Annotated in this window: 23 protein-coding genes, 3 rRNA genes and 1 pseudogene; 6 read left to right on the top strand and 21 right to left on the bottom strand. The window is 64.7% G+C overall.

Annotated elements, in window-relative coordinates; genetic code table 11:
• Window positions 1–21: 21 nt before the first annotated feature.
• Entirely contained in the window at window positions 22–1299 is a 1278-nt protein-coding gene (locus B840_RS11680) for a sensor histidine kinase (protein ID WP_042622275.1), read from the bottom strand.
• Here B840_RS11680 and B840_RS11685 point away from each other — a divergent pair.
• Window positions 1298–1912 carry a DUF2020 domain-containing protein gene (locus B840_RS11685; RefSeq protein WP_042622276.1) on the top strand — a complete coding sequence of 205 codons (615 nt, stop codon included), beginning with the start codon at window positions 1298–1300 and terminating at the stop codon, window positions 1910–1912. The genes B840_RS11680 and B840_RS11685 overlap by 2 nt on opposite strands.
• Here the strand turns inward: B840_RS11685 and B840_RS13725 are convergent.
• Together B840_RS13725 and B840_RS11695 are read right to left on the bottom strand one after the other, a co-directional pair.
• The gene (locus B840_RS13725; RefSeq protein ID WP_042622277.1) at window positions 1909–2061 is read right to left on the bottom strand and encodes a hypothetical protein; all 153 of its coding nucleotides are present in this window, start codon (window positions 2059–2061) and stop codon (window positions 1909–1911) included. The genes B840_RS11685 and B840_RS13725 overlap by 4 nt on opposite strands.
• Window positions 2062–2877 carry a class E sortase gene (locus tag B840_RS11695; protein WP_042622278.1) on the bottom strand — a complete coding sequence of 272 codons (816 nt, stop codon included), beginning with the start codon at window positions 2875–2877 and terminating at the stop codon, window positions 2062–2064. It abuts the gene before it with no gap.
• A 91-nt stretch (window positions 2878–2968) separates the two neighbouring features.
• Here B840_RS11695 and yidC point away from each other — a divergent pair, with 91 nt between their 5' ends.
• On the top strand, window positions 2969–4177 hold the full coding sequence (gene yidC / locus B840_RS11700; RefSeq protein ID WP_042622766.1) for a membrane protein insertase YidC: 1209 nt from the start codon (window positions 2969–2971) through the stop codon (window positions 4175–4177).
• Here the strand turns inward: yidC and B840_RS11705 are convergent.
• The 4 genes from B840_RS11705 to B840_RS13730 form a co-directional block, all read right to left on the bottom strand.
• The gene (locus tag B840_RS11705) at window positions 4104–4736 is read right to left on the bottom strand and encodes a TetR/AcrR family transcriptional regulator (protein ID WP_042622279.1); all 633 of its coding nucleotides are present in this window, start codon (window positions 4734–4736) and stop codon (window positions 4104–4106) included. The two genes, yidC and B840_RS11705, sit on opposite strands and share 74 nt — an antisense overlap.
• 183 nt (window positions 4737–4919) lie before the next feature.
• Window positions 4920–5186 carry a GlsB/YeaQ/YmgE family stress response membrane protein gene (locus B840_RS11710; RefSeq protein WP_042622280.1) on the bottom strand — a complete coding sequence of 89 codons (267 nt, stop codon included), beginning with the start codon at window positions 5184–5186 and terminating at the stop codon, window positions 4920–4922.
• A gap of 223 nt (window positions 5187–5409) precedes the next feature.
• A complete protein-coding gene (locus B840_RS11715; RefSeq protein WP_042622281.1) occupies window positions 5410–6306 on the bottom strand; it encodes a universal stress protein in 897 nt (298 codons plus the stop codon).
• Between the two features lie 159 nt (window positions 6307–6465).
• The gene (locus B840_RS13730; protein WP_169745281.1) at window positions 6466–6612 is read right to left on the bottom strand and encodes a hypothetical protein; all 147 of its coding nucleotides are present in this window, start codon (window positions 6610–6612) and stop codon (window positions 6466–6468) included.
• On the opposite strand from B840_RS13730, the gene B840_RS11720 reads away from it, so the two are divergent.
• Entirely contained in the window at window positions 6611–7612 is a 1002-nt protein-coding gene (locus B840_RS11720; protein ID WP_042622282.1) for a pseudouridine synthase, read from the top strand. The two genes, B840_RS13730 and B840_RS11720, sit on opposite strands and share 2 nt — an antisense overlap.
• On the opposite strand, the gene B840_RS11725 is transcribed toward B840_RS11720, so the two are convergent.
• From B840_RS11725 to B840_RS11780, 12 genes are all read right to left on the bottom strand, one after another.
• Window positions 7575–8105, bottom strand: coding sequence for a Na+/H+ antiporter subunit E (locus B840_RS11725; protein ID WP_042622283.1), 531 nt, complete (start codon window positions 8103–8105; stop codon window positions 7575–7577). The genes B840_RS11720 and B840_RS11725 overlap by 38 nt on opposite strands.
• Window positions 8102–9850, bottom strand: coding sequence for a proton-conducting transporter transmembrane domain-containing protein (locus B840_RS11730; protein ID WP_042622284.1), 1749 nt, complete (start codon window positions 9848–9850; stop codon window positions 8102–8104). The genes B840_RS11725 and B840_RS11730 overlap by 4 nt, the downstream gene beginning before the upstream one ends.
• The gene (locus B840_RS11735; RefSeq protein WP_042622285.1) at window positions 9847–11349 is read right to left on the bottom strand and encodes a complex I subunit 5 family protein; all 1503 of its coding nucleotides are present in this window, start codon (window positions 11347–11349) and stop codon (window positions 9847–9849) included. The genes B840_RS11730 and B840_RS11735 overlap by 4 nt, the downstream gene beginning before the upstream one ends.
• A complete protein-coding gene (locus B840_RS11740) occupies window positions 11343–12971 on the bottom strand; it encodes a complex I subunit 5 family protein (RefSeq protein WP_052491193.1) in 1629 nt (542 codons plus the stop codon). Before B840_RS11740 ends, B840_RS11735 begins: the two co-directional genes overlap by 7 nt.
• Window positions 12968–13255, bottom strand: coding sequence for an NADH-quinone oxidoreductase subunit K (locus B840_RS11745; RefSeq protein ID WP_042622286.1), 288 nt, complete (start codon window positions 13253–13255; stop codon window positions 12968–12970). Before B840_RS11745 ends, B840_RS11740 begins: the two co-directional genes overlap by 4 nt.
• Window positions 13252–14232 carry an MnhB domain-containing protein gene (locus tag B840_RS11750; protein WP_156971915.1) on the bottom strand — a complete coding sequence of 327 codons (981 nt, stop codon included), beginning with the start codon at window positions 14230–14232 and terminating at the stop codon, window positions 13252–13254. The genes B840_RS11745 and B840_RS11750 overlap by 4 nt, the downstream gene beginning before the upstream one ends.
• Window positions 14213–14524, bottom strand: coding sequence for a monovalent cation/H(+) antiporter subunit G (locus B840_RS11755; protein ID WP_042622768.1), 312 nt, complete (start codon window positions 14522–14524; stop codon window positions 14213–14215). The genes B840_RS11750 and B840_RS11755 overlap by 20 nt, the downstream gene beginning before the upstream one ends.
• Window positions 14514–14816, bottom strand: coding sequence for a hypothetical protein (locus B840_RS11760; RefSeq protein ID WP_229676624.1), 303 nt, complete (start codon window positions 14814–14816; stop codon window positions 14514–14516). Before B840_RS11760 ends, B840_RS11755 begins: the two co-directional genes overlap by 11 nt.
• A 229-nt stretch (window positions 14817–15045) precedes the next feature.
• Window positions 15046–15163 (bottom strand): 5S ribosomal RNA (gene rrf, locus B840_RS11765).
• 148 nt (window positions 15164–15311) lie between these two features.
• A 23S ribosomal RNA gene (locus tag B840_RS11770) occupies window positions 15312–18394 on the bottom strand.
• Between the two features lie 474 nt (window positions 18395–18868).
• A 16S ribosomal RNA gene (locus tag B840_RS11775) occupies window positions 18869–20386 on the bottom strand.
• The 16S, 23S and 5S rRNA genes sit together here, the layout of an rRNA operon.
• A gap of 663 nt (window positions 20387–21049) precedes the next feature.
• Window positions 21050–21424, bottom strand: a complete 375-nt coding sequence (locus B840_RS11780; RefSeq protein WP_042622769.1) for a GntR family transcriptional regulator — start codon at window positions 21422–21424, stop codon at window positions 21050–21052.
• Window positions 21425–21626: 202 nt separating this feature from the next.
• On the opposite strand from B840_RS11780, the gene B840_RS11785 reads away from it, so the two are divergent.
• Entirely contained in the window at window positions 21627–22895 is a 1269-nt protein-coding gene (locus B840_RS11785) for an NYN domain-containing protein (RefSeq protein ID WP_042622289.1), read from the top strand.
• A 6-nt stretch (window positions 22896–22901) separates the two neighbouring features.
• Here B840_RS11785 and B840_RS11790 read toward each other — a convergent pair whose 3' ends face one another.
• Together B840_RS11790 and trxA are read right to left on the bottom strand one after the other, a co-directional pair.
• Window positions 22902–23795: a PspA/IM30 family protein gene (locus B840_RS11790; protein WP_042622290.1), complete on the bottom strand. Its 894-nt coding sequence runs from the start codon at window positions 23793–23795 to the stop codon at window positions 22902–22904.
• A 173-nt stretch (window positions 23796–23968) separates the two neighbouring features.
• On the bottom strand, window positions 23969–24352 hold the full coding sequence (trxA, locus tag B840_RS11795) for a thioredoxin (protein ID WP_042622291.1): 384 nt from the start codon (window positions 24350–24352) through the stop codon (window positions 23969–23971).
• A 144-nt stretch (window positions 24353–24496) separates the two neighbouring features.
• Between trxA and B840_RS11800 the strand changes: the two genes are divergently transcribed.
• A complete protein-coding gene (locus B840_RS11800) occupies window positions 24497–24703 on the top strand; it encodes a heavy-metal-associated domain-containing protein (protein ID WP_042622292.1) in 207 nt (68 codons plus the stop codon).
• A gap of 111 nt (window positions 24704–24814) precedes the next feature.
• Window positions 24815–25702: pseudogene (locus tag B840_RS13265) on the top strand (IS5 family transposase).
• Window positions 25703–25743 lie beyond the last annotated feature (41 nt).

Raw genomic sequence — 25743 nt, forward strand, 5'->3', positions numbered from 1 at the left:
ACGGCATCATGTCCCTTCCGGTCAGATCCCCGAACTTGGGTCGGCTTCGAGTGTAGCCCCCGGCGCGGCGCCCACCGGCAGGGGGATTGCCACCGACACCGCGGTGCCGTAGCCGGGGGAGGACTCCACCTCGAGGCTTCCGCCCTGTTCAGCGGCCCGCTGGCGGATGGCGTCCAGACCTATGTGACCGAGCCCGGCGGGGCGCTGCTCCACTTCCGAGGGGTCGAAGCCGCTCCCGTTGTCGACGACGTCGAGACGCACCTCGTCCGGTTCGTAGGTCACCGTCACCCGGCAGCGGGTCGCCCCGGCGTGCTTGGCGACATTACCCACCGCCCCCTGCGCAATCCGCAGCAGCGCCGCCTCGGTGCGCATGGGCAGCTGACGCCCGTCGCCTTCCACTCCGACCTCGATGGTGAGCTCCCCCGCCGCGGCGAAACCCGAGGCCATCCGCTCGAGTGCCCCCTGCAGTGACGTCTCCGACAACGACGCCGGCTGCAGGGCCGCGATCATCGCACGGGCCTCTCCCAGATTGTCCCGGGCCGTGGTCCTGGCGAGGGAGATGAATCGGTTGGGCCCGGCCAGCTGCTGCTCCGTCAGGCCGAGGTTCTGGAGGTCGCGTTCAGCGGAGTGGAGAAGCATCTGGATGCTCGACAGCCCCTGCGCGACCGTGTCGTGGATCTCGTGGGCCAGGCGCTGGCGTTCCTCCGCGACGCCGGCGGCCCGCTCGGTCTCCGCGAGCTGTGTGCGTGTGGCGATGAGCTGCGCGATCAGCTCCTCGCGCTCGCGACTGATGCGCACCAGCGTACGGAAGGCGTAGTGGATGGCCAGCACCACCGCCGCGGACACCGCCGGCCCCATGACACCGCCCATCGTCAGGCCCGTCGGCGCCTGGGTGAGCACGGAGGCCGCCGTCGCCGCGAGGACCGCGACGACGCCGCGGACGTCGTCCATCACCCGCAGATAGAGGAAGAACAGGGGGAACAGGAGGTAGATGCTCACCGGGGAGACGACCATCGCCAGCACCCACAGCAGCGTCAGCGCCGCCAACCACGCCAGGCTGGTGCGCTCCCGCCACGCCGGTTGCAGGGTGGTGCCGTAGAAGTACAGCACCGCGAAACCGGAGCAGAGCAGCAGGTTGAGCGCCGCCTCGCCGAACGGCAGGTTCACCGAGGACACCAGCGCGGCGATGAGCAGCGTGGTGGTGAGGATGTGGACTCCGTCGTTGAGCGCGTCCTCATCGGGTGCCTGGGTGCGCCGAAGCTTCTCGACGCCCGCCCGGGGATCTAGGCTGGTCTCCATGCGTCTGAGCCTACCGAGCGTTCCCGTCGCCACCACCGCCGTCGCCGCCGTGACCGTCGTCGCCGCCTCTCTGCTGGCCGGTTGCGCGCCCTCCGCGGAGGAAGCCACCCCGGCGGCTGCCGGGACCGGGGATCCCTCGCAGCCCAGCGTCGTGGCGGCAGATTCCGGCCTGCCCTTCGATGCTATGCCCGAGGTTCCGGGCGGCCGGGAGAGCTGGGAGGAGTGCCCCTACCTGGACACCGGTTGGGTGTCCGACACCAACGGGCAGCGCACCCTGGGAGTCGGGGTGGACGCCCGTTTCGACACCCCGGCCTGCGTCTTCTGGTCCTACCCCGAGGAGCCGCACCTGACGGTCATCGTCCGCGACATGCCGGACGTGGACGCCGCGATCGCGGTGGTCGACTGGGCCGCCCCCATCGACACCACCGAGCCCGCCGAGGAGCCCGCGGGGTGGTCCGGGGGCCGGGCCGGCGCGGGCATGGTTCCCGAGCGGCAGGGCGCGCTGTACGCGGTGCAGAAGGGCGACCGGGCGGTCGTGGTATTCAGCAACCAGGACCAGTCGCTCAAGGCGGAGCAGGTGGCCAAGGAGGCCATCGCCCGGCTGGGCCTCTAGACGGCCACGTCGTTGTAGGGCATCAGCGTGGAGACCCAGGGGAAGGCCACTTCCATGAGCAGCAGGAACACCGCGGCCAGAAGAATGAGAAGCAGCAGCAGCTTCACCGGCCAGGGGCCCGGGAGGGCCCGCCACAAAGGTCCGTACATCTAGTTCTCCTCCAGTAGCACTGCCGGGATCTCCCCGGCGATCTTCGGGGTCGACTCGACCTCCATGGCATGGACGATCATGCGTTCCGCGTTGGAGAACTGCGGGTGGCACGTGGTCAGCGTGACCAGGCTCTCCATCTCCGGGGTGGGCGCGAACGCGGACTCGCCCGGAACCGGGTTGATCACCTCGACGTCCCCCGGGAGGGTGATCGTCCTGCCCTGCACCCCCGCGTACTCGCCGCCGGACACCCGTTCCACCTGTTCCGGGCTCAGGCACCCGGTGGCCTCCGCCCGGCGGGCGTCGCCCTCGACATCGATGGGCAGCACCCGGTAGGTGATCCACTCGGACTGCGTCTCAACGACGATCGCGTCGCACACCTGCAGGTTGCCCAGGTCGTTGAAGGGCGCACCCTTGCCCACGCGGTGACCGGCGACGGCGAAATTGCCCGCCTGGCCCGGCATCTGGGATTCGGTGTAGCGGCCCGGGCCGGCCAGGAGATCCTCGTCGGAGGTGCCCTCGACGACGGCGAACTGGAAGTCCGAGCCGAAGGCGGGGATATGGATCCGGGCGAAGGCCTCGCCGAGCTCCGGCGTCAACCGCTGGCGCGGGTTCACCCGTTCGCCCTCCTCGCCCCCGCCCCATTTCTCCTCCAGGGCGCTCGACTTCTCGTCCTGGAGCCTGCCGGAGGAGATGTTGGTCCAGTAGGACTCGTAGAAGGCGAAGAGCAGGATGACCGCACCCACCGTGAGCAGTAACTCACCGAGGACCTGGGTGACGCTCATGCGCCTGCGCCCTGCTGGATCTCGTTGACTCATGCGGGAAAAACTCCTGGGAACGCTACGATCGACTGGGGCTGAATCAGTTTAACCCTGTTCGCACGTCTCCTGAAGGTTGGTGGATCCCACCGTGCTTGAACCGTTCATCTATCCGGTCTCCGGAGTCCTGAAGCTCTGGCACGTCCTGATGCACTCGATGCTGGGGATGAATGACTCCACCGCGTGGCTGGTGTCGCTCTTCGGACTGGTGCTCACGGTGCGCATTCTGCTCATCCCCCTCTTCTGGGCCATGGCGAAATCCGCACGCACCGGTGTCGCCATGCGGCCGGAGAAGGCGGCCCTCAAGCAGGAGTACGCCGCCCGGACCGACCGGGAATCCGTCCTCGAGTTCGAACGCAAATCGAAGGAACTGCAGGAACGCTACGGCTACAAGGTCTCCGCGGGCTGCCTTCCGGCCTTGATCCAAATCCCGGTGTTCCTCGGTCTGTACCAGGTGCTCCTGCGCATGGCCCGCCCTTCGGCGGGCCTCGAGGTCGAGCCTGGCACGCGGATCGGCTTTCTCAACGCCGCCGAGATCCAGGCTTTCCAGCGTTCCTCGGTCAACGACATCCCGCTGCCGGCCTATGTGGCGATGCCGGAGGAGACCCTCGCCCGCCTCGGCACCACCAGCGCCGACGTCCGCAGCTTCATCCTGCCCTTCCTCCTGGCAGCGGTTGTCTTCACCACGGGCAACATGCTCATGTCGATCGCCCGCAACACAAAGACGATGGACTGGGACTCCGGAATGTCCCGGGGCATGAACAGGTTCCTTCTGCTGCTCACCGTGTTCATCCCGGTTCTGTTGATCACTCTCGCCCTGACCGGGCCGCTGCCGGTGGCGATCATCCTCTACTGGTTCGCCAACAACCTGTGGACCCTCGCCCAGTCCCTCATCCTCTACCCCCTCGTCCACCGGAAGGTTCCCCTCCACGCATCCTTCGAGGAGTTCTCGCAGGAACGCCGTGCGGCCGCGCTGGCGGCGGACCGGGAGAAGAGGGCACGGAAGTGGGACGTGCGGCGCCGGAAAGCGGTCGGCGCGGTGAAGCCGTGGCGGATCCCGCAGATCAGGCGCGAGTTGAACGCGGAGAAAGCCGCCCGCCGGGAGGCGGCGGCGGAACGGAAGGCGGAGCGGAAGGCCCTCTCGAAAGCGAAGCGCGCGACGACCGCCGAATTGCGGAAGGAACGGCTCGCCCGGCGGCAGGAAGCGCGGGCGGCGAAGAAGCAGGCTAAATCGAGTAGTCCGCAGGCGGAGCCGACAACATCTGACGCGCCAGATCCCGGGCGGTCTGAAGAGGCGTGACGTCCCGGACGAACCTGGCCCCCGCCAATCCGCCGTCCAGGAAAATGAGCAGCTGGTTGGCCTGCGTGGCCGAGGGGTAGCCGTTCTTCGCGGTGAGCAGATCGGTCATGGTCCGGTGCATCCAGTGCCTGTGGGCCTGGCACGCGGCGACGATCCCGTGCTCCGACTCGGTCTCCGGGCGCGGGTACTCGTTGGCGGCGTTCTGGAAGTGGGAACCCCGGAAATCCTTGCCCGGCTCCTCGGCGATGGCAATGTCGAAAAACGCCAGGATCTTGTCCTCCGCGTCAGCCATATCCTTCGTGCGCTCCTCCCACTCGGCGCGGTACTGCTGGTCCAGGTTCTCCAGGTACGCCATGACGAGGGCATCCTTGGAACCGAAGAGGGAGTAGAGGGACGCCTTGGCCACATCCGCCTCACGGAGGATACGGTCGATGCCGATGACGCGTATTCCCTCGGTGGTGAACAGGTTGGTGGCTGAATCCAGCAGACGCTGCCGGGGGCTCGGCCGATTACGACGACGGGTGCTCGTCGTCTTTTTCCTCGCGGTGCCTGCGGCCACTGATGTACCCGATCCTTCCTGAGGTTTCCTCTCGCGCGGGAGAATATCTCTCCCAAACAATGTCTCCTACACAATATAGACAAACCGGTACGTCTTTTGACAGCCCGCCGGAACTGGCACAGGATCCGGGCATGAAAAAACCCGCCCTCCCGGTCGGGGAGCGGCGGGCCGTAAAGCGGCTGATTAGCCGCGGCGGCTGGTTACCGCGTTGACGATGGTGAGCAGGATGACAGCACCAAGCAGACAGGTCAGGAAGCTGAAGATGATGCCCGCCCCCTGCACATCGACGCCGAAGAGGCTGAGGAGGAATCCGCCGAGCAGGCCGCCGACGATACCGACCACGATGTTCATGAGAAGGCCCATCTGGGCGTCCCGTCCCTTGATCTTCGAGGCGATCCAGCCGGCGATGCCACCGATGATGACCCAACCCAGAATTCCGAGTCCAAGCATTGTGTTCTCCTAAGTTTGTGGTTCATTCGTGATTGCTCGCATGCAACCCATTACATATCCAGTGTTTCATGAGTTTCGGAGTCATGCGAACCCAGAAATAGACCGTTATGGGATCGTTGCAGGTGAACAAGCACTTTGAAGGAAAAAAGAGGGCCCTGAAGCGCAGCGTCCCGCGCCGACGACATCGGCGCGGGACGCTTTTCCCTCATTTTTTTCTCAGCTTTTACACGGCTTCCGGGCGGACGACCATCATCGGGCACGGAGCGGACTGCAGGAGAGCCCGGGAGGTGGAACCCAGGAGCATCCCCTTGAAGCCGCCGCGTCCGTGGGAACCGACGACCAGCAGCTGGGCGCCTTCGGAGTTCTCCACCAGCGCGCGGACCGGGCGGTCACGGGTGATCACCTTGCGGACCTCCACGTTCGGGTACTTCTCCGTCATCGGGGCGAGACGCTCGGTGAGCATGTCGATCTGCTCGCGCTCGACGACCTCCCACTGCTGCTGGGCGGCGGAGAGGCCGGCCAGGGAGGCCTGGACCTGCATGTCCATCCAGGTGTGGACCGCGACGAGCTCAGCGCCGCGGGCGTCCGCCTCGGCGAACGCGATCTCGGTGGCCTTCGCGGAGACGTCGGAACCGTCGACACCGATCACGACGGGGCCGTACTTGCTGGCCTCGTCGAGCTGGTTGTCCTCGCGGACGACAACCACCGGGCAGGAAGCGTGCGAGACCACGGCGGCGGAGACGGAGCCCATGACCATGCCGGAGAGTCCGCCGAGGCCACGGGAGCCCATGACGATCATGGTGACGTCGTGGGCCATGTCCAGCAGCATGTCGATCGGGGAACCTTCGGCGATGGTGTGGCCGATCTTGATGTCGGGGGCGACCTCGTGGGCGACCGCGCGGGCCTCGTCGATCTTCTCCATCGTCTCGGACTGCAGGTCGTCGAAGAGTTCCTGCGGGGGGACCATTCCCTCCGCGTAGAGGAACTGCGGCATCGTGTACGAGGACGCCAGTCGCAGCGGAATGCCGCGCTTGTTTGCGGTGTTGGCTGCCCAACGGACTGCGTTGCGGGAGGCCGGGGAGCCGTCAACTGCTACGACGACGATATCTTCCTGAGTCATCTCGATCGCCTTTCCTTCATGCGGATGGAATTTTGAGGTCATCATCGATTGTAGCCGTTTATGACCCGCTCCCGGGGGTTGTTACAACCAGTTCGGGAACACCCCGTCAGAGAGGATAGGCTGGTCTCATCTGCTTTCCGGAGGTGGACAGCCGTCGGATCAGGCGGGAACCACGACCGGGGTAGCCGGGTCGGAGTTCGCCGGGTAGAGGAGGGCGTACAGGTTCTCCGCGATGTTGAGCAGGAAAGCTCCGATGCCGTCGGACGAGAAAGCAATGGCCTGGTTGAGGAGTTCGTCGAAGTTCATGAGAGACACTTTAGTACAACCCCCTCGGGGGCAAAGGTCGCCGTTGCCCGTCCGGGACGGCCTGACCGCCACCCGAGCGCGCCTGCCGGAGACAGCCCCGGAGACCACCGCCGGCGAATTCGTGGGGCATCTCATCGCGACGCAGCGGCACCGCCACCCGCTTGACGACGCCGCCGCCCTCCGCGCCCGCTTCTCCGACGGTCAGGTCGTCGACCGCCGCGGCCGCCCCTTCTCCCCCGCTTCTCCGCTCAGCCCCGGCGAGGACGTCTTCTTCTACCGGATGCCGGCCCCGGAAACCCCGGTCCCCTTCGACATCGGCATCCTGTACCGCGACGACGACCTCCTGGTCGCGGACAAACCCCCGTTCCTGGCGACCATGCCGCGGGGCAGGCACATCACCGAAACCCTCACAGTCCGGCTCCGCCGCTCCCTCGACATCCCGGAGCTCGTCCCCGCCCACCGCCTCGACCGGGTCACCTCGGGCGTCCTGCTGTGCACGCTGCGCCGCGAGGTCCGCGGCGCGTACCAGACCCTCTTCGCCGAACGCGCCGTCGAAAAGACCTACGAGGCCATCGCCGCCCACGACCCGGCGCTGCGCCCGGGCACCGTCTGGCGTTCCCGCATGGAGAAGATTCCAGGGGAGATCCAGGGGAGCATCGTGTCCGGCGAGCCCAACGCGTTCACCCTCCTCGCCGACATCCTCCCCCTCTCCCCCGCCGAGCACTCCGCCCTCGAGGCAGTCCACGGGCCTCTCCCGCCCCAGGCCCGCTACATCCTGCAGCCGGAGACCGGCCGCACCCATCAGCTCCGGCTGCACATGTGGGCCGCGGGGGTGCCGATTCTCGGCGACAACATCTATCCCCGCATCCACACCGAGGAAGAGGAGGACATGACGCGCCCCCTGCACCTCGTGTCCACGGGGCTGGCGTTCACGGACCCGCTCTCCGGCGAGCGGCGGGAATTCACCGTTCCCCGGCGTCTGTTCCACGGGGGCCTCTGACTCCGGGATCCACCCCGAAGGCTATTCCCACCCGGCGCTGCAGGGCATCCCACTGCTGCGCCGGTTTCAGCGACGCGGACAGGGTGTGCAGCTCCACGTCGTCGCCGACCACCCGCTGCACCATCGACCCCGGCATGAGGTTCATCAGCAGCAGCGCCATCCCGCGCGCGTGCCCCGGAGGCAGACGCAGGGGCGCGGTCACCACCACCGGATCGACATCCGGGGTCGACCGCACCGCACGCAGGGACACGTCCATGCCCCCGTGCACTGCCTTGCGGAGGAACCACCCGGCCAGGGCCGCCACCCCCAGCGCCCGGCGCGGCCACTGACGCACCCGCAGGTCACCCGGCGGGATGAGCGCGATGCTCAAAGCCGTGGCGGCGAGGACGCTGACCAGGCCGTACAGGATGTAGTCCCGCTCCCAGGAGCCCAGCGCCGCCCACACCAGCGAGAAGGCCGCCGCCCGTCCGGCCACCGCCACCGCGAATCTCATTGCGCCCCACCGCCGTTGATCAGAAGCGGCAGCAGCAGCACCACCAGCAACGTGAGGACGGCGATTCCGGTCAGCGTCCACACGCGTGCGCGGGTCTCCACCGCCTCCACGCCCTGCCGGGTCAGAGCCGCGGCGGCGGCCCAACCCCGGTCCCAGCCGTCCGCGACACGGCCCGTACGGTCGTGCACCAGCTTCAACCCCGCGCCGCCGTGTTTCCGCGCCGCCCCGACCGCGGACTCCGCGAGCACGACGGCATCACCCGGGGGGATCACCGAGCCGTCGGATGCTGGCCATGCGGCGGGCAGGCGTCCACGGGAGGCGAGCAACCACACCGGCACGCCGGCGGCCAGCGCCAGGAGTATCGGCCAGGCCATGTCCCACAGCGTCGCCGATGTCCACTGCGGAGCGCTCAGTCCCAGCCAGCTGGCACCGATCCACCAGGGCACCGTCAGTCCCAGGACGCAGAGCACCAGCCATGCGCCGAACTGGGCATCCGCCCGCCCCGCCGAACGTTCCCCGTGCCACATCACCCAGGCCAGCCGCAGGAGCAGCAGGGTGGAGCCGGTGGCCACCAGCGGCAGCAGGTCCGCCAGGCCGGCAACACCCAGGTAGACGTCCTCGACCGCGTATTTCGCGTCGTATTTGGCGAACGCCCCCGAGGTCCACGGCGCACCCGCCAGCGCCAGCCCCGCCCACGTCATACCGAGCAGCGTAACTGCGCTCAGCGCGCCGCGGCCGTGCTTCTTCACCACCGGAACGCCGATGAACAGTGCGCCCTTGACCAGCCCGTGGTGCACCGCGTACAGGGCCACAGCCGAGGTGGTGGCGGGGTGGATCCCCGGCGCGAGGACGCCGGCGGCGAGCACCGCGGTGATGAAACCGAGCTGGGAGATCGTCGAATACGCGAGGATGACCTTGGGGTCGTTCTGCAGCAGGCCGGCCGCCACCGGGAGGAACGCGCCGGCCAGGGCGAGGACGAGCAGAATCCAGGCGTACGCGGAGACGCTGTCTGCCGGCGGCAGGAAGCGCAGCCAACCGACGACGCCGACTTTGACCATCACCCCCGAGAGCACCGCCGAGGCCGCTGGCGGCGCGGCCGGGTGGGCGAGCGGGAGCCACAGGTGCAGGGGCACCAGGCCGGCTTTGACGCCGAAGCCGAAGATGAGCAGCCCGACGATGAGGCCGGGCTGATCGGCTGCGGCGACGGCTGAGTGGGCGTCGGCAAGCAGGGCGCCACCCGCGCCGACGACGAGCAGGAGCGCACCGAGCAGCGCGGTCTCGCTCAGCACCGTCATGGCGAGGTAGACCGCCGTCGCACGGTGCGCATGCGGCGTGCGGTGGTGGATGACCAGGCCGGCCGCGGAGAAGCTCATCACCGCGAACGCCAGATAGAAGACCACTGCATCGGCGGCAAGGTAGGCGCCGGCTGTCCCCACGTAGCTGGCCAGCAGAAACGCCGTCAACGCAGGGGCCCGCCGCCGCGTCCACGCCACGGCGATGAGGGCAGCGCCGTAGAGCACCGCGGCGACGAACAGGAGGGGCCGGGCGATGTCGTCCATCTGGAGGGACGTCCCCATCAGCAACCACGGGAGATCCAGCGCAGCGGTCGGCGTGCTCACCGTCAACACGATCGCCGGGGCGACGGCGAGGGGTGCCGCGGCGCAGGCCCCGGTGCGTATCGACGCCCGCGGGACGGCCAGCGCCGCGATCACGAGGATCGGCAGAAGGAGCGTCAGGGAGATCATGGTGAGAACACCGCCCCCGCGATCTGCTCGGCGATGCCCAACGGGAGGAAGGAGGTGGAGGCGGCCACGCCGAAGATGATCACCATCGCGGTCGTGCTCAGCGTCGGCACCAGCAGCGCCCGCGGCTCAGCCGCCCGCTGATCGAGCTCGGGTTCCCGGAACCACAGGCTGTAGATCACCGGCAGGAAATAGAGTGCGTTGAGCAACGAGGAAACCAGGAGCACCGCCACCACCCACGGGTGGGAGGAGTCCAGCGCACCCAGGCCGAGCTGCCACTTGGAGATGAACCCCGCCGTCGGCGGGAGCCCGATCATGCCGAATGCCGCCACGGTGAAGGCGATCGAGGTGCCCGGCATCCGCCGCCCCAGGCCGTTCAGCTGATCTACCCGCTTGGCCCCCAGGGATTCCGCGAACAGGCCCGCGCAGAAGAACAGGGTGATCTTCATGATGCCCTGGTGCACCAGATGGACGATTCCTCCGGTCGCCCCGGACATCGTGGCCAGAGCTATGCCGAGGGTGACGTAGCTGACCTGGGAGACGGTGGAGTAGGCGAGCCGCTTCTTCAGGTCCTTCTGCCGCAAGGCCTGGTAGGAGCCGTAGAGGATGGTGAAACTGGCGAGGACCAGCAGCGGGGTGAGAACCCCGAGTTCCGCCGCGACGTCGACACCATAGACGTCGTCAATGACCCGGATGATCCCGAAGACACCCGCCTTGACCACCGCCACCGCATGCAGGAGCGCCGAGACCGGCGCCGGCGCCACCATCGCGGCGGGCAGCCAGCCGTGGAGCGGGAAGAGCGCCGCTTTCACCCCGAGACCGCCGATGAGCACCGCGAAAATTGCCGCGGCGATGCCCGGCGAATGCGCCGCCAGCTCCGTCACGCCGGCCGCGCCGCCCGGGGCAAAGTCCACGGGGCCCGCGTAAATGGTCAGCCAGACCACCCCGAAGAGCAGCGCCAGGCCGCCCGACAGGGTGTAGCGCAGGTACAGCCTCGCCGCGCGGAGCGACTCCGGGTTTCCCCAGTGCGCCAGCAACGGGTACGTGACGATGGTGAGCATCTCGTAGAAGATGAGGAAGGTGATGAGGTTGCCGGAGAATGAGATTCCCACCGTCGCGGTGACGCACAGGCTGAAGAACCCGAAGAAGCGGCTGCGGTGCTTCTTCCCCTTCAGGTAGCCGATGGCGTAGATCGTGGTCAGCAGCCAGAGAATGGACGAGAGCGCGGCGAAGAAGACCGACAGCTGGTCCACCCGGAGCACCAGGTCAATGCCTGGCAGGAAGGACATGGAGAACTCGGGCCGGACGTCCGCGTCGACAACCACGGGAATCAGGAGGATGACCAGCGACACCTTCAACAACGCCGCACTGATGTTCACCGTCGCACGGAGCCGGGTGCGCTCCTCGGGCAGGGGGAAGATCAGCATTGCGGCCAGCAGCGACAACGCCAGCATCACGACCGGGATATAGGTCAGGAGGCCCTCCGGAATCTGGCTCACCATGGCGCGCCCACCTCCAGCAGATCAGCGACCCGGGCGCCGAGGAAGCCGGTCACGAGGGTGAGCGTCCCCAGGGCCAGGGGCGGGAAGACGGCGATCGCCGGAAGGCCCGACTGCCGACGCCCCGGCAGGCTGACCGGGTGCCCGTCCTCCTCCGCCTCGAGGAGCAGCGGGGCCATCATCTTGAGCAGGTACGCAGCAGACAGCAGAGTCGCGACGACCACGACCCCCACGATCCAGTACTGCCCCGAGGCGAACGCCGAGGTGGACAGCTGCCACTTCCCGGCGAAGGACAGGGAAATCGGCAGGCCGGCCAGCCCGACGGCGGACATGCCCATCGCCAGGACAAGGCCGGGGTGTTCCTGGCCGACGCCGCGCAGCTCGTCCAGTTCATCGGTCCCGTAGATCTCCTTGAGGTAGCCAGCGGCGAGGAACAGCGCGGCCTTCGCGACGCCGTGCCCGAGCGCCAGGCTCAGCGTTCCGCCGAGCGCGCCCGCGATGACGACGTCCTCCGTGAGTTCCGTGACCGGAAGCTCCTCGAGGCGGCGGGAGTCCGGGTTCGTCAGGATCGGGAAGAAAAGGAACCAGTAACCGACCTGCGCCACCGTCGAGTAGGCGACCAGCGGCTTGAGCCGGGTCTGCCGCAGCGCCATCACTGAACCGACGAAGATGGCCAGGACACCGAGCGCCGCCAGCACCCACGACATCCAGGCCAGCGTAGCGGTGATGGCCGGCGACGCCGCCGCCTCGGGCGCGCCGACGTTCGGGCTGACCCCGGGGGCCACGAGCCACAACCAGCAACGGAGGAGGACGAAGAGCGAGGCCTTGATGACCAGCGCCGACAGCAGCGGGGACACTGCCGTGGGGGATCCGGCGTGGGCGGGGATGAGCCAACCGTGCAGCGGGACGAGCGCCACCTTCAGGGACAGCCCCACGGTCAGCAGGATCAACGCCGCGAGGACGACCGGGTGGCTCTCCGGCGTCTCCGCGATGACGCCCGCCGCCTGGTTGATGTCCAGGGTGCCGGTCACCGAGACCACCAACCCCACCGCGACCAGAAATAGCAGGGAACCGAGCACCGCGACGAAGAGGTAGCGCAGCGCAGCGTGCCACGCATCCGTCTTTCCCAGGGCGACCAGGCCCACCGCCGTCAGCCCGACCAGTTCCAGGCCGACGTAGGTGTTGAAGAGATCCCCCGCCACGAAGACTGCGTTGAGGCCGGCCCAGCACCCCAGCCACAGCGGCCAGAAGGCCGGATGCTCCCCTTGCCAGCGGAGAGTCCCCTCATCGTCGGCGGATGCGAGCCTGCGCCCCGTCGAGGCAGGGAAAACTGCGGCGAAGAGGGTGACGAGCCCGCCGACGGCCGTGGTCAACAGCGCCAGCAGCACGGAAAACCCGTCCGCCCGCAAGGTGATCCCCAGCGGGGCGTCGTACCCGCCCAGGCTGAGTTCCACCACCTCACCTGCACCCACGGCTGAAACAACGGCCGCGGTGAACCCGGCGCAGCCGAGCGCCACGGCGAGCCCCAGGACACGGCGGGCCGCCACCGGCATGAGCGCCGCGCACGCCGCCGCGATCAGCGGAAGGAGCACCAGCGCACCTGTGCTGAACTGCGCGGCGTTCACGGCCCACCACCCTCTTCGCGCAGGCCCTCAATCCGTCGGATGAGCACGGCGGCCACACCGGTGAAAGCCACCGTGATGACCAACCCGGTGATCACCAGAGCACTGAGAACAGGATCCACCGGATCACTCCGGGCGGCGAGCGCGAGCAGGAAGAGCAGGGAGCCCGACCCGAGGACATTCATCGCGACCAGCCGTGCCACACGGTCGCGGACGAGCAGGAAGCGGGCCAGTCCGGCGGCGATGAGCGCGACCGCCACCAGGAGGTACCACAGGGAGACCGTCATGCCTTCCCCTCCCCGGTCGCCGTGCTGATGCGCTGGCCCGGATCCGCCAACGCCAGGTAGAGGAGATAGAGACCGGAGGTTATCCCGAGGGTGAGGAAGACCTCGATGGTGAAGATCATCAGGAACGGCTGCCCGCCGACCCAGGTGAGCCATGGCTCGCCGGCCAGCGGACCGACCAAACCCATGCCGACGAAGACAACGACACCGACGATCAGCAACGGCACAAGCAGCCTCTGCAGCAGCGGCGGACGGATCTCCGCCAACCGCAGAAGAATCAGCAATCCCGCGAAGACCGCACCGGACTGGAACGCTCCGCCGGAATCGGAACTCCCGACGAACAGCAGCCACAGGCCGAGTATCAGCAGCACCGGGGCAGCGACGCTCACGAACCACTTGAACACCGAGGGCAACCGGACTTTCCGCGCCGGCGGCTCACTATCGCCGCTGAGCGCCAGGGCCACGATCCCGGAGAACAGCAGCACCGCGGATTCCAGCAGGGTGTCGTAGGCACGGAACGCCAGAAGAACCGCGGTGATGTCGTGCTCCACCCCGGTGCCCGCCATCTCGGCGGACAGGCTCTGCGGCCACTGCGGCCCCGCCTGCCGGGCGCGCAGCACCACCGATCCGAGAACGACCGTGATGGCCGCGCCACTGAGCACTCCGGTGCCGGCCTTCAGCCAGCCGGGCGCACGCAGGGGTTTCCCGTCCGCCGGGCGCCCGGGGATTCGTCGGTCGGCAAGCACCAGCCACACCAGTATCGCGGAGAGCACGCCGCCGCCCAGGGCGGCCTCCGCCAACGCCACGTCCACGGATCCCAGACGCAGCCATACCCCGCTGAGCACGGCGCCCAGACCCAGCAACCCGCCGACCTGGGCCCGGCGGTCCGGAACTGCAACTATCAGCAGGACCATACCCAGCAGCAGAACACTGAGCAGGACGTCGAGGATGCCCACGGCATCATCGGGCAGCAGACCCACGTCGCCCACCGTCCTCCCTGTTCTCTGCCTCCACACCCGCCAGGATCTGGGCGGAGACCGACGAGGAACCGAGTACCAGCAGCCACACCAGGAAAAGAGCGAAACCCGTTCCGGGGCTGCCCAGGTGCACCGCGGCGCCCAGAAGAAGAAATCCGAGGCCCAGATTGTCTGCCTTCGTCAGGGCATGGAGCTGGCTTCTGACATCCGGGAACCGTATGAGGCCGATGGTCCCTGCGGTGAAGAACAAGAGACCCACGATCATCAGGAGCGCCGCGAGCAGATCAGACAGCATCGTCGGCACCCTGCCCCGGCGGTCTCCGCTCTGCCATTCCGGGGAAAGCGGCGATCACGACGGCGGCGCTGATCGCGGCCAGACCGGCGAACACGAGCGCCACGTCGACGCTGCGCCCGCCCAGTTCGGCCGACAGCATCCCGATAAGCACTGCGAGGGCTGCACCCGTTGTACTGGACAGCAGCAGGATCAGCAGCCAGCTGCCGCCCTGCGCCCGCCGCAGAACTGCCACGGCCGCAGCCAGAAAATTCAGCAGGAGGACCGCAGCGACCACGATCAGCACGTACTGCATTCGAGGCAGACCTCCCTCCGCTGGCTCTGGATAACTCACCGCCATGCTACGGGAGTCAACGAAGCGCAGTCGGGGGAAAACGGACTTTTCCCAAGCCTGGCGAGGCTCGCACGCTGCGGTCCCGGGCAGGCACAAAGCACAAAAACCCGCCGCCGTGATAGCCGCACCCTGTGAGGGGTGCGGCTATCACGGCGACGGGTCTTCATTTATTCAGTTGTGTATGTTTTAGTGTCGGCGGTAACCTACTCTCCCACACCCTCCCGGGTGCAGTACCATCGGCGCGGGCAGGCTTAGCTTCCGGGTTCGGAATGGGACCGGGCGTTTCCCTGCCGCTATCAACCACCGACACACCCTCGGAACAACACCCCCCTGGGGGGGTGTGCCCGGTGATACGGGTGTGTTGTGTCAGATACTGCATAGTGGACGCGGGCAAACCTTGAGTGTTTGCTTGATTTTGTTACGGTGCGTAAGTCCACACCTCCCACACGTGGGGGGTGGTGTGTTGTTGTCGGTGTATTAGTACCGGTCACCTCCACACATTGCTGTGCGTCCAGATCCGGCCTATCAACCCCATCATCTATGGGGAACCTCAAATGAAACCTCATCTTGAAACAGGCTTCCCGCTTAGATGCTTTCAGCGGTTATCCCTTCCGTACGTAGCCAACCAGCCCTGCTCCTGGCGGAACAACTGGCACACCAGAGGTACGTCCGTCCCGGTCCTCTCGTACTAGGGACAGCCTTCCGCAAGTTTCTACGCGCGCGGCGGATAGAGACCGAACTGTCTCACGACGTTCTAAACCCAGCTCGCGTGCCGCTTTAATGGGCGAACAGCCCAACCCTTGGGACCTACTCCAGCCCCAGGATGCGACGAGCCGACATCGAGGTGCCAAACCATCCCGTCGATATGGACTCTTGGGGAAGATCAGCCTGTTATCCCCGGGGTACCTTTTATCCGTTGAGCGACACCACATCCACTAGTTGGTGCCGGATCACTAGTCCCGACTTTCGTCCCTGCTCGAGTTGTCACTCTCACAGTCAAGCTCCCTTGTGCACTTACACTCAACACCTGATTGCCAACCAGGCTGAGGGAACCTTTGGGCGCCTCCGTTACTATTTAGGAGGCAACCGCCCCAGTTAAACTACCCACCAGGCACTGTCCCCGACCCAGATCATGGGCCAAGGTTGAGGTGTCCAGTCCGATCAGAGTGGTATTTCAACAACGACTCCCACACCACTGGCGTGATGTGATCTACGTCTCCCACCTATCCTACACAAACCGAACCGAACACCAATACCAAGCTATAGTGAAGGTCCCGGGGTCTTTTCGTCCTGCCGCGCGTAACGAGCATCTTTACTCGTACTGCAATTTCACCGGGCCTGTGGTTGAGACAGCAGGGAAGTCGTTACGCCATTCGTGCAGGTCGGAACTTACCCGACAAGGAATTTCGCTACCTTAGGATGGTTATAGTTACCACCGCCGTTTACTGGGGCTTAAATTCTCAGCTTCGGGGATTACTCCCCTAACCGGTCCTCTTAACCTTCCAGCACCGGGCAGGCGTCAGTCCGTATACATCAACTTATCGTTTTCGCACGGACCTGTGTTTTTAATAAACAGTCGCTTCCCTCTATTCTCTGCGACCCACACCAGCTCCACATGCAAGATGCTTCACCAGCGCAGGCCCCCCTTCTCCCGAAGTTACGGGGGCATTTTGCCGAGTTCCTTAACCACAGTTCACCCGAACGCCTTAGTATTCTCTACCTGACTACCTGTGTCGGTTTGGGGTACGGGCCATGTATGTACATCGCTAGAGGCTTTTCTCGACAGCACGGGATCACCGACATCACCCACAAAGGGGCTACGCATCACGTCTCACACTTGTATGAGGGGCGGATTTACCTGTCCCCTCGTGCTACACGCTTACACCACAATCCAATAAGTGGCACGGCTACCCCACTGCGTCACCCCATCACTTGGCTACTACCAGATCAGGCTCCACGCACGCCCCGACCACACCGGGCAAAGCCCGACACGGAAGGATTATGGGTGGTTAGTATCACTGATTCACCATGGGCGCACATACACGGGTACGGGAATATCAACCCGTTGTCCATCGACTACGCCTGTCGGCCTCGCCTTAGGTCCCGACTCACCCTGGGAAGACGAACTTGACCCAGGAACCCTTAGTCATCCGGCGGGCAAGATTCTCACTTGCCAATTCGTTACTCATGCCTGCATTCTCACTCGCACACACTCCACAGCCCCTCACGGTACTGCTTCACCGCGTGCACGACGCTCCCCTACCCAACGATCACTGAAGATCATTGCCGCGGCTTCGGCGGTGTACTTGAGCCCCATTACATTGTCGGCGCAGGACCACTCGACCAGTGAGCTATTACGCACTCTTTCAAGGATGGCTGCTTCTAAGCCAACCTCCTGGCTGTCTTCGCGATCCCACATCCTTTTCCACTTAGTACACCCTTAGGGGCCTTAGCCGGCGATCTGGGCTGTTTCCCTCTCGACCATGAAGCTTATCCCCCACAGTCTCACTGCTGCGCTAACTTAACCGGCATTCGGAGTTTGGCTGACATTGCTAAGATTGTAGTCCCGCTCAACCAACCAGTAGCTCTACCTCCGGCAAGCACCACGCAACGCTGCACCTAAATGCATTTCGGGGAGAACCAGCTATCACGGAGTTTGATTGGCCTTTCACCCCTACCCACAACTCATCCCCTCAGTTTTCAACCTAAGTGGGTTCGCGCCTCCACGACGTCTTACCGTCGCTTCACACTGGCCATGGGTAGATCACTCCGCTTCGGGTCCAGGACATGCCACTAATCCACACTAGTTAGTATTCGCTTTCGCTACGGCTACCCCTCACCGGGTTAACCTCGCGACATGCCGCTGACTCGCAGGCTCATTCTTCCAAAGGCACGCCATCACACACAAGAGGTGCTCTGACGGATTGTAGGCACACGGTTTCAGGTACTATTTCACTCCCCTCCCGGGGTACTTTTCACCATTCCCTCACGGTACTAATCCGCTATCGGTCATACTGGGTATTTAGGCTTACCGGGTGGTCCCGGCAGATTCACAGCAGATTTCACGTGCCCGCTGCTACTCGGGAATACGACAACACGCCACACACAGTCTTCACGTACGGGACTCTCACCCACTCCGGTGGGCCTTCCCAGACCACTTCCGCTGACCACGCATGCACGCGCAGATGGCCGGCAGACCACCCACATCGCATCCCACAACACCGCATGCGCAACCCCTGCCGGGTATCACACACACACGGTTTAGCCTCATCCGCGTTCGCTCGCCACTACTAACGGAATCATTAAAGTTATTTTCTCTTCCTACGGGTACTGAGATGTTTCACTTCCCCGCGTCAACCTCCACAACAGCTATGAATTCACTGAAGGGTGACCGCCCATCACGGCGGCCGGGTTTCCCCATTCGGACATCCTCGGATCAACGCTCTGTTGGCAGCTCCCCGAGGCTTAACGCAGCCTCACACGTCCTTCATCGGCCCAGTATGCCAAGGCATCCACCATGTGCCCTTACACAAACACACATCCACCGGCCACCCCAACGGGCGCCGGCAGGTGAACCTACTCGAACAAAACACACCGCACACACCCACCCCGGCCACACCCCCACACAGGGAACACAACCAGGATCATCGGCGCATACGGCACACAAAAAAATAAAGATGCTCGCGTCCACTATACAGTTCTCACACAACACACCACCTGCCCCACCACCCACCAGAAACACCCCACCACCCCCACAAAGAGGCAGCAGACCATCCCACCAGCAGGCGACAAGTCACAGATGATCACCGAAACAACCATGTTGTCCCAGACACCCAACAGCGTGCCAACATACCCGTCTACATGTTCATGACTTATCTTCTGGCTGTCATCGCCCACCGTGACGGTGCGCGTCCACCCGATTATTCATGCCGGCGGATTGACACTCGCAACCCCAACCGACAGGCACCTTGGACACGACCACCGGTCGTGCGGGATTTGTTTAAGCTCCTTAGAAAGGAGGTGATCCAGCCGCACCTTCCGGTACGGCTACCTTGTTACGACTTCGTCCCAATCGCCGATCCCACCTTCGACAGCTCCCCCCACAAGGGTTGGGCCACTGGCTTCGGGTGTTACCAACTTTCATGACGTGACGGGCGGTGTGTACAAGGCCCGGGAACGTATTCACCGCAGCGTTGCTGATCTGCGATTACTAGCGACTCCGACTTCATGGGGTCGAGTTGCAGACCCCAATCCGAACTGAGGCCGGCTTTGAAGGATTGGCTTACTCTCACGAGTTCGCGACCTGCTGTACCGACCATTGTAGCATGTGTGAAGCCCTGGACATAAGGGGCATGATGATTTGACGTCATCCCCACCTTCCTCCGAGTTGACCCCGGCAGTCTCTCATGAGTCCCCACCATCACGTGCTGGCAACATAAGACAAGGGTTGCGCTCGTTGCGGGACTTAACCCAACATCTCACGACACGAGCTGACGACAACCATGCACCACCTGTACACCGGCCACAAGGGAAGACGTATCTCTACGCCGGTCCGGTGTATGTCAAGCCCAGGTAAGGTTCTTCGCGTTGCATCGAATTAATCCACATGCTCCGCCGCTTGTGCGGGCCCCCGTCAATTCCTTTGAGTTTTAGCCTTGCGGCCGTACTCCCCAGGCGGGGCGCTTAATGCGTTAGCTACGGCACAGAGAACGTGGAAGTCCCCTACACCTAGCGCCCACCGTTTACGGCATGGACTACCAGGGTATCTAATCCTGTTCGCTACCCATGCTTTCGCTCCTCAGCGTCAGTAACTGCCCAGAGACCTGCCTTCGCCATTGGTGTTCCTCCTGATATCTGCGCATTTCACCGCTACACCAGGAATTCCAGTCTCCCCTACAGCACTCAAGTATTGCCCGTATCGCCTGCACGCCCGAGGTTAAGCCCCGGAATTTCACAGACGACGTGACAAACCACCTACGAGCTCTTTACGCCCAGTAATTCCGGACAACGCTCGCACCCTACGTATTACCGCGGCTGCTGGCACGTAGTTAGCCGGTGCTTCTTATACAGGTACCGTCATTTTCACTTCGTCCCTGTCGAAAGAGGTTTACAACCCGAAGGCCGTCATCCCCCACGCGGCGTCGCTGCATCAGGCTTCCGCCCATTGTGCAATATTCCCCACTGCTGCCTCCCGTAGGAGTCTGGGCCGTATCTCAGTCCCAATGTGGCCGTCCACCCTCTCAGGCCGGCTACCCGTCGACGCCTTGGTAGGCCATTACCCCACCAACAAGCTGATAGGCCGCGGGCTCATCCTGCACCGATAAATCTTTCCACCCCCCACACTAAAGAAGGTCATATCCGGTATTAGACCCAGTTTCCCAGGCTTATCCCGAAGTGCAGGGCAGATCACCCACGTGTTACTCACCCGTTCGCCACTCGAGTACCCCGCAAGCGGGGCCTTTCCGTTCGACTTGCATGTGTTAAGCACGCCGCCAGCGTTCGTCCTGAGCCAGGATCAAACTCTCCACAAAATAAACTTCAGAAGAAATCAGAGCTGTGAAAAGCCCAAAACCCAACCAAAAACAAACAACCAGCACACCACCACCCCCACAACGGAGACGATGGCACACAAAATTGTCCATCAAAAACAACCACAGACACCCCCCACCACACAACCGCGCAGCAGGAAACGCCATGATCACAAAAAACAAACGACCCCCACTCCAACCCTGACGGGGAAAAAGCATCCGGAGGCCGCCACTTTCCAAACGCGACCATGATCCATGCCTGCACCACAACAACTCACACGATCACAACAACCGCGCGCATTATTTACAGTGGCACCCATTGCAGCAGGTACCACCCGGCACACACCCACCACACACCCCCCACAAGGGGACATGCAGCCGATGAACGACACAACCAAAGTCACAAACAAAAGTACATTGGCACACTATTGAGTTCTCAAACAACATCTCCACGCAAGGTCTCCACAAGACTGAGAGTCCAGCAGATCCGCCAGCGGGATAATAATTTTGTCAGGGCCTGTTTTCCTTCCGCCTACTCACATAGCCAAACTCACTGGGAGTCTGTCTGCGGGGCGTTGTCGGTCGCGCTGACCTGTTTAAAGTTACACACCCTCAAAGTTCAACACAAATCACCAGGTCACAACGTTTAAAGCCGGATCAGAGACGTCATCCGTAGAGCCCACGGCTTTCCGCAACGGCGTCGACCAGCTCCCTGACCTCCTGCCGGGTGAGGTCGAGCTTGACTGCTTCGTCGACAAGCGGGACCAGGTAGCCGGCGGTGAAGCTCTCCCGCCGGCGATCGAGGATGAGCCGGCGCGCCTTATCTGTCACGAACATGCCGACTCCGCGGCGCTTGAACAGGACCCCTCTCTCCACCAGGAGTCCGAGTCCTTTTCTTGCAGTTGCCGGGTTGATGTCATGGAAGCCCGCCAACTCGTTCGTGGAAGGGACCTGTTGGCCGGCGGCCAGGTCCCCGTTGACGATGGAGTCCTCCACGAGCATCGCGATCTGCCGGAAGAGCGGCGCTGCACCGTCGTCCATGTCCACCTTCCCCAGGTTCATTGGTTAGTTACTTAACTCATTAACTTAGCCAGGAATGCGGGCGCACAGGTGGCCCCCCGCTTTCGACCTGCGAATCTGCCGTTAATCTTCCGCCCCTCATCGACGTGGACCTCGTGGTTAAGGCATGCTGGTGGGGACAAACCCTTAACTTATGACCAACGAAAAAAAGAAATTAGGAGCCATGCTTGAACGCACACTGGTATTCGTCGACACCTCTTATCTCCTCGCGAGCTTTTACAACTCCTGGGAGACCGGCGCGCGCTCCCAGTTGGAGATCGATCTTCCCGAGGTAGTGAGCGCTCTGGGGGGCATGATCCAGAACCAGCTCCACCAGCCGATCCACCGTCAGCTCTGGTATGACGGCATTCCGGATTCCGGCCCGCACCGGTACCAGCGGGCGCTACGCACCTGCGACGGCGTGCAGCTCCGTGCCGGCCAACTCATTGAATGGGGTGAACGCCGCACCCAGAAGGCGGTGGACACCAGGCTCGTCGCGGACATGGTCGTGGCCGCCTGCCGGCAACAGGTGTCGGACATGGTTCTCGTCTCCGGCGACGCCGACATGATCCCCGGCGTGCAGGAGGCCACCAACCACGGCATCCGAGTCCATCTCTACGGCTTCGGCTGGGATTCCATGTCCTCCGCGCTCCGCCACGCCTGCGATTCGACCACCATCCTCGACCCGCGCGAGGATTTCGCCGACGCCATGCAGCTGCAGGTCCTCGAGGGGCCGCTCCCGCCGGTGGTCCGCGAACGTCCGCTCGCCGACGCCGAACCGATCGAGGAACTCGGCATGACCGCGGTCCCGGTTCCGCCCGTCCCGCCGATGCCCGGCAGCGCGCGGCACACGCAACCCGCTCCGGAGCCGGGCGGTCCGGACGAGGACCCGACGGAACCCGCCGCAGAGGTCCCTGCCCCGGCGGTGGAGGACACCGTCTCCCTCGTGGAGGCGGCGGTCGAGGCCGCCGTCGACACTGCGGAAAAAGTGGATGAGGTGGAGGAAGCAGACCGGGATCCCGAAGTCGAGGCCCCCGCGGCCTCCGAACCCGCTGTCCCCGGCTCCGCTGTCCCCGGCCCCCCGAAACCCGGACCGAAGCCCGGCATCCCGAAACCGTCGATGATGGCGCCGCGCCGCAGGCTTCGTTCCCGTTATGTGCCGCTTCCGGAGGAAGTCTGGTCTTCCGCCGGGTTCCAGACGCCCTTCGACGTCGGCCAGCAGTACGCGACCTGGTGGTACGAGAATGCCGCCACGGCCGAGCAGCGCGACCAGGCGCATCTGCTCTCCGGTGGCGGCCTTCCGCCGGAGATCGACCGCCCCCTGCTGCAGTTCGCGTGCGAAACTCTCCACGAGTACACCCTCAGCGAAGGGCAGCGGGTGAATCTCCGGGACGGCTTCCACTCCGGGATCCGCGGCGTGCTGATCAGCTACCGCCGCGAGCCCCGCGAGTGACGGAAGCTACTTTTCGGTAGCTCCGGCCTCGCCTGCGGTCTTGTCCTTCATGTCCGCGGCCGGGGCCTCCTGCTCGGTCTCCGTCTCTACCGTCTCCGCTTCCACGAGCTCCGGCTTTTCCGCCGCACCCTCGGCGCTGTCGGTGCCCTCGGTGAGTTCCCGTCCGCCCTGTCCCCCGTCGGAGGACAGGGCGGCGCGGATCTCCGCGAGCCGGGCCGACGCCTTCATGTCGGTGCCGGCCGCGGCGATCTCCGTCATCCGGTCGTGCACGGAGTTCTGCGTGAGCTCCTGCGCGCCCAGGGCGTCCGCGTATCGACGCTCGATCTTCTCGCGCACCGCATCCAGCGTCGGGACGTCCGCGTCAGGACGAAGTTCCTGCATGGAATCCATTGCCCGGGTCGTGGTCTCCTGCATCGCGGCCTGATCCGCCTGGGCCCGCAGCTGGTCGATCTGCGCGAGCTGCTCCTTGAGGCGGAGCTCCGATTCCTTCTGCTGGCGCTGGGCCTGCTCTGCGTTCTGCGAGGCCTGGGCGTGCAGCTGCTTCGTCTCCTCGAGCTGCTGCTCCACGGCCACGAGCTGGGAGGCGAAAATTTCGGCGGTGTTGTTGTACTCCTGCGCCTTGGCCTGGTTGCCGTCGGCGACAGCCTTGTCCGCGGCATGGATGGCGGTGCGCGCCTGATCCTGGTGCTCCTGCTGGGACTTGAGGAGACGGTCGAGCTTCATCTCCAGCTGCTTCTTGTTGCCGATGACGGCCGCGGCCTGCTCGGTGATCTGCTGGTGCTGGCGCTTCGCGGCGTCGGTCGCCTGCTGGATCTGCACCTTGGGGTCCGCATTCTCGTCGATCTTGGTGTCGAAGGACGCCATCAGGTACTTCCAGCCCTTGCTGAACGGGTTAGCCATGGTGTGGGTCTCGCTTTCTGACAAAATGATCACGGAGCTTTCGTGTCTTAACCCACAGCTTACGGAGATATCCACATGCCCGCTGAGCTCCCGGGAACCACCTTCCAGCCGGAAAGGCCCGGCGCGGGACCCGCCGTACGCGGGTTCCGGGCCGGGCCTGGAAGGGTGTGGGGCTACTGGCCCTCGGCGTCGCGGGCCGCGTTGGCCTCGGCGACCTGCTGGCGGACATCGTCCATGTCCAGACCCTTGACCTGGCCGATGAGGTCCTCCAGGGCGGCCGGGGGAAGGGCACCGGCGTCGCGGTAGACCATGATGCCGTCGCGGAAGATCATGAGCGTCGGGATGGACTGGATCTGCAGAGCGGCAGCGAGGGACTGGTGCGCCTCGGTGTCCAGCTTCGCGAAGGTGGCGTCCGAATGCTTCTCGGAGGCTGCCTCGTAAGTGGGGGCGAAGGCGCGGCAGGGGCCGCACCAGGATGCCCAGGCGTCGACGAGGACGATGCCCTCACCGGTGACCGTGTCTTCGAAAGTTGCCTCTGTGATGTCAATGGTTGCCAAGGGAATCTCCTGATTCGTGGTTTTGTATGGTCATATATATAGAACCGCGTATCAATGCGGCACTGTTCAGCTCAACCCTACCCGGCTGACCTCTATTCCCGACCGGTGGCGATAGAGGGCTTCCACGCCCGGTGAAAGGACCCCATGATCAAGCATTACGTCGTCGAAGGCATGACCTCCGATCAGTCCCGCGCCTCGGTGGAGGGCGAGATCAACGATCTCCCCGGCACTCAGGGCGTGGAGGTGAACCTGTCTGCCGGCACTGTGTCGGTGACCGGCGAGGGCTTCACCGACGCCGACATCGCCCATGCGGTGGAGACTGCGGGTTACGTGCTGCGGCTCGAGGACTAGGTCGTGTTACGAAAATCCGGTGAGTGACACCGGTGTGTCATAAACGGCAACGAGGGTTTCCCCACGCACGCTGTTGGTGTCGAATCATCAACGCTTGCAAGGAAACCCTCGTTGCCTACTTTACCGCCCTCGGCACGCCACGACCTCACCGATGCCGAATGGGCCCTGCTCGCCGCATTCCTGCCCACCCCGTCTCGGCGGGGCCGTCCCCCCACCTGGGACCTACGATCCCTGGTCAACGGCATCTTCTTTAGGGTGCGTACCGGCTGTCCGTGGCGCGACGTCCCTGAACGCTACGGCCCCTGGTGGCGGGTCTACCACCTGTTTGTCCGTCTCCGGGCTGACGGGGTGTGGACGAACGTGCACACCCGGCTGCTGTCTCATGCCCAGGAGAAGGGACAACTGTCCTGGGAGGTCAGCGTGGATTCCACCACCAGCCGCGGGCACGTCCACGCCGCCGGCGCGCGTGCCGACAGCGCAGTCCGGCACCCGGATGAGCCAGCCGATCACGGGTTCGGCCGCTCCCGGGGCGGGTGGTAAACCAAGATCCACGTCGGTATCGACGCCGGTTGCGGGGTGATGTCGTTTCTCATCACACCCGGCCAGACAGGGGATGGTCCGCAGATGATGCCGGTGATCGAGAACATCCGGGTGCCGTCCGCCGGGCGTGGCCGGCCGCGGCGTCGACCCGACCGGGTGCTGGCGGACAAGGCGTACTCCTCACGGGCCAACCGAAAGTATCTGAGGTCAAGGGGCATCAAGGCGACGATCTCCCAGCCGAAGGACCAGCTCGCGAACCGGCGGCGCCGGGGATCGGCCGGTGGCCGACCTCCGGCCTTCGACACCGTGGCCTACCGGCGGCGTAATGCCGTGGAGCGGGGAATCAACCGGATCAAGCAGCACCGCGGGTGTGCCACCCGGTTCGACAAGTTAGCGGTGCACTTCGAGGCAACCGTTCAGGTGGCGGTGATCCGGTACTGGCTGAAACGACTTTCGTAACACCGCCTAGTGGGGGTGTGCTGGTGTGGAGTGGGTGTGGG

This window comes from Corynebacterium marinum DSM 44953, from assembly GCF_000835165.1.
Lineage (GTDB): Bacteria > Actinomycetota > Actinomycetes > Mycobacteriales > Mycobacteriaceae > Corynebacterium > Corynebacterium marinum.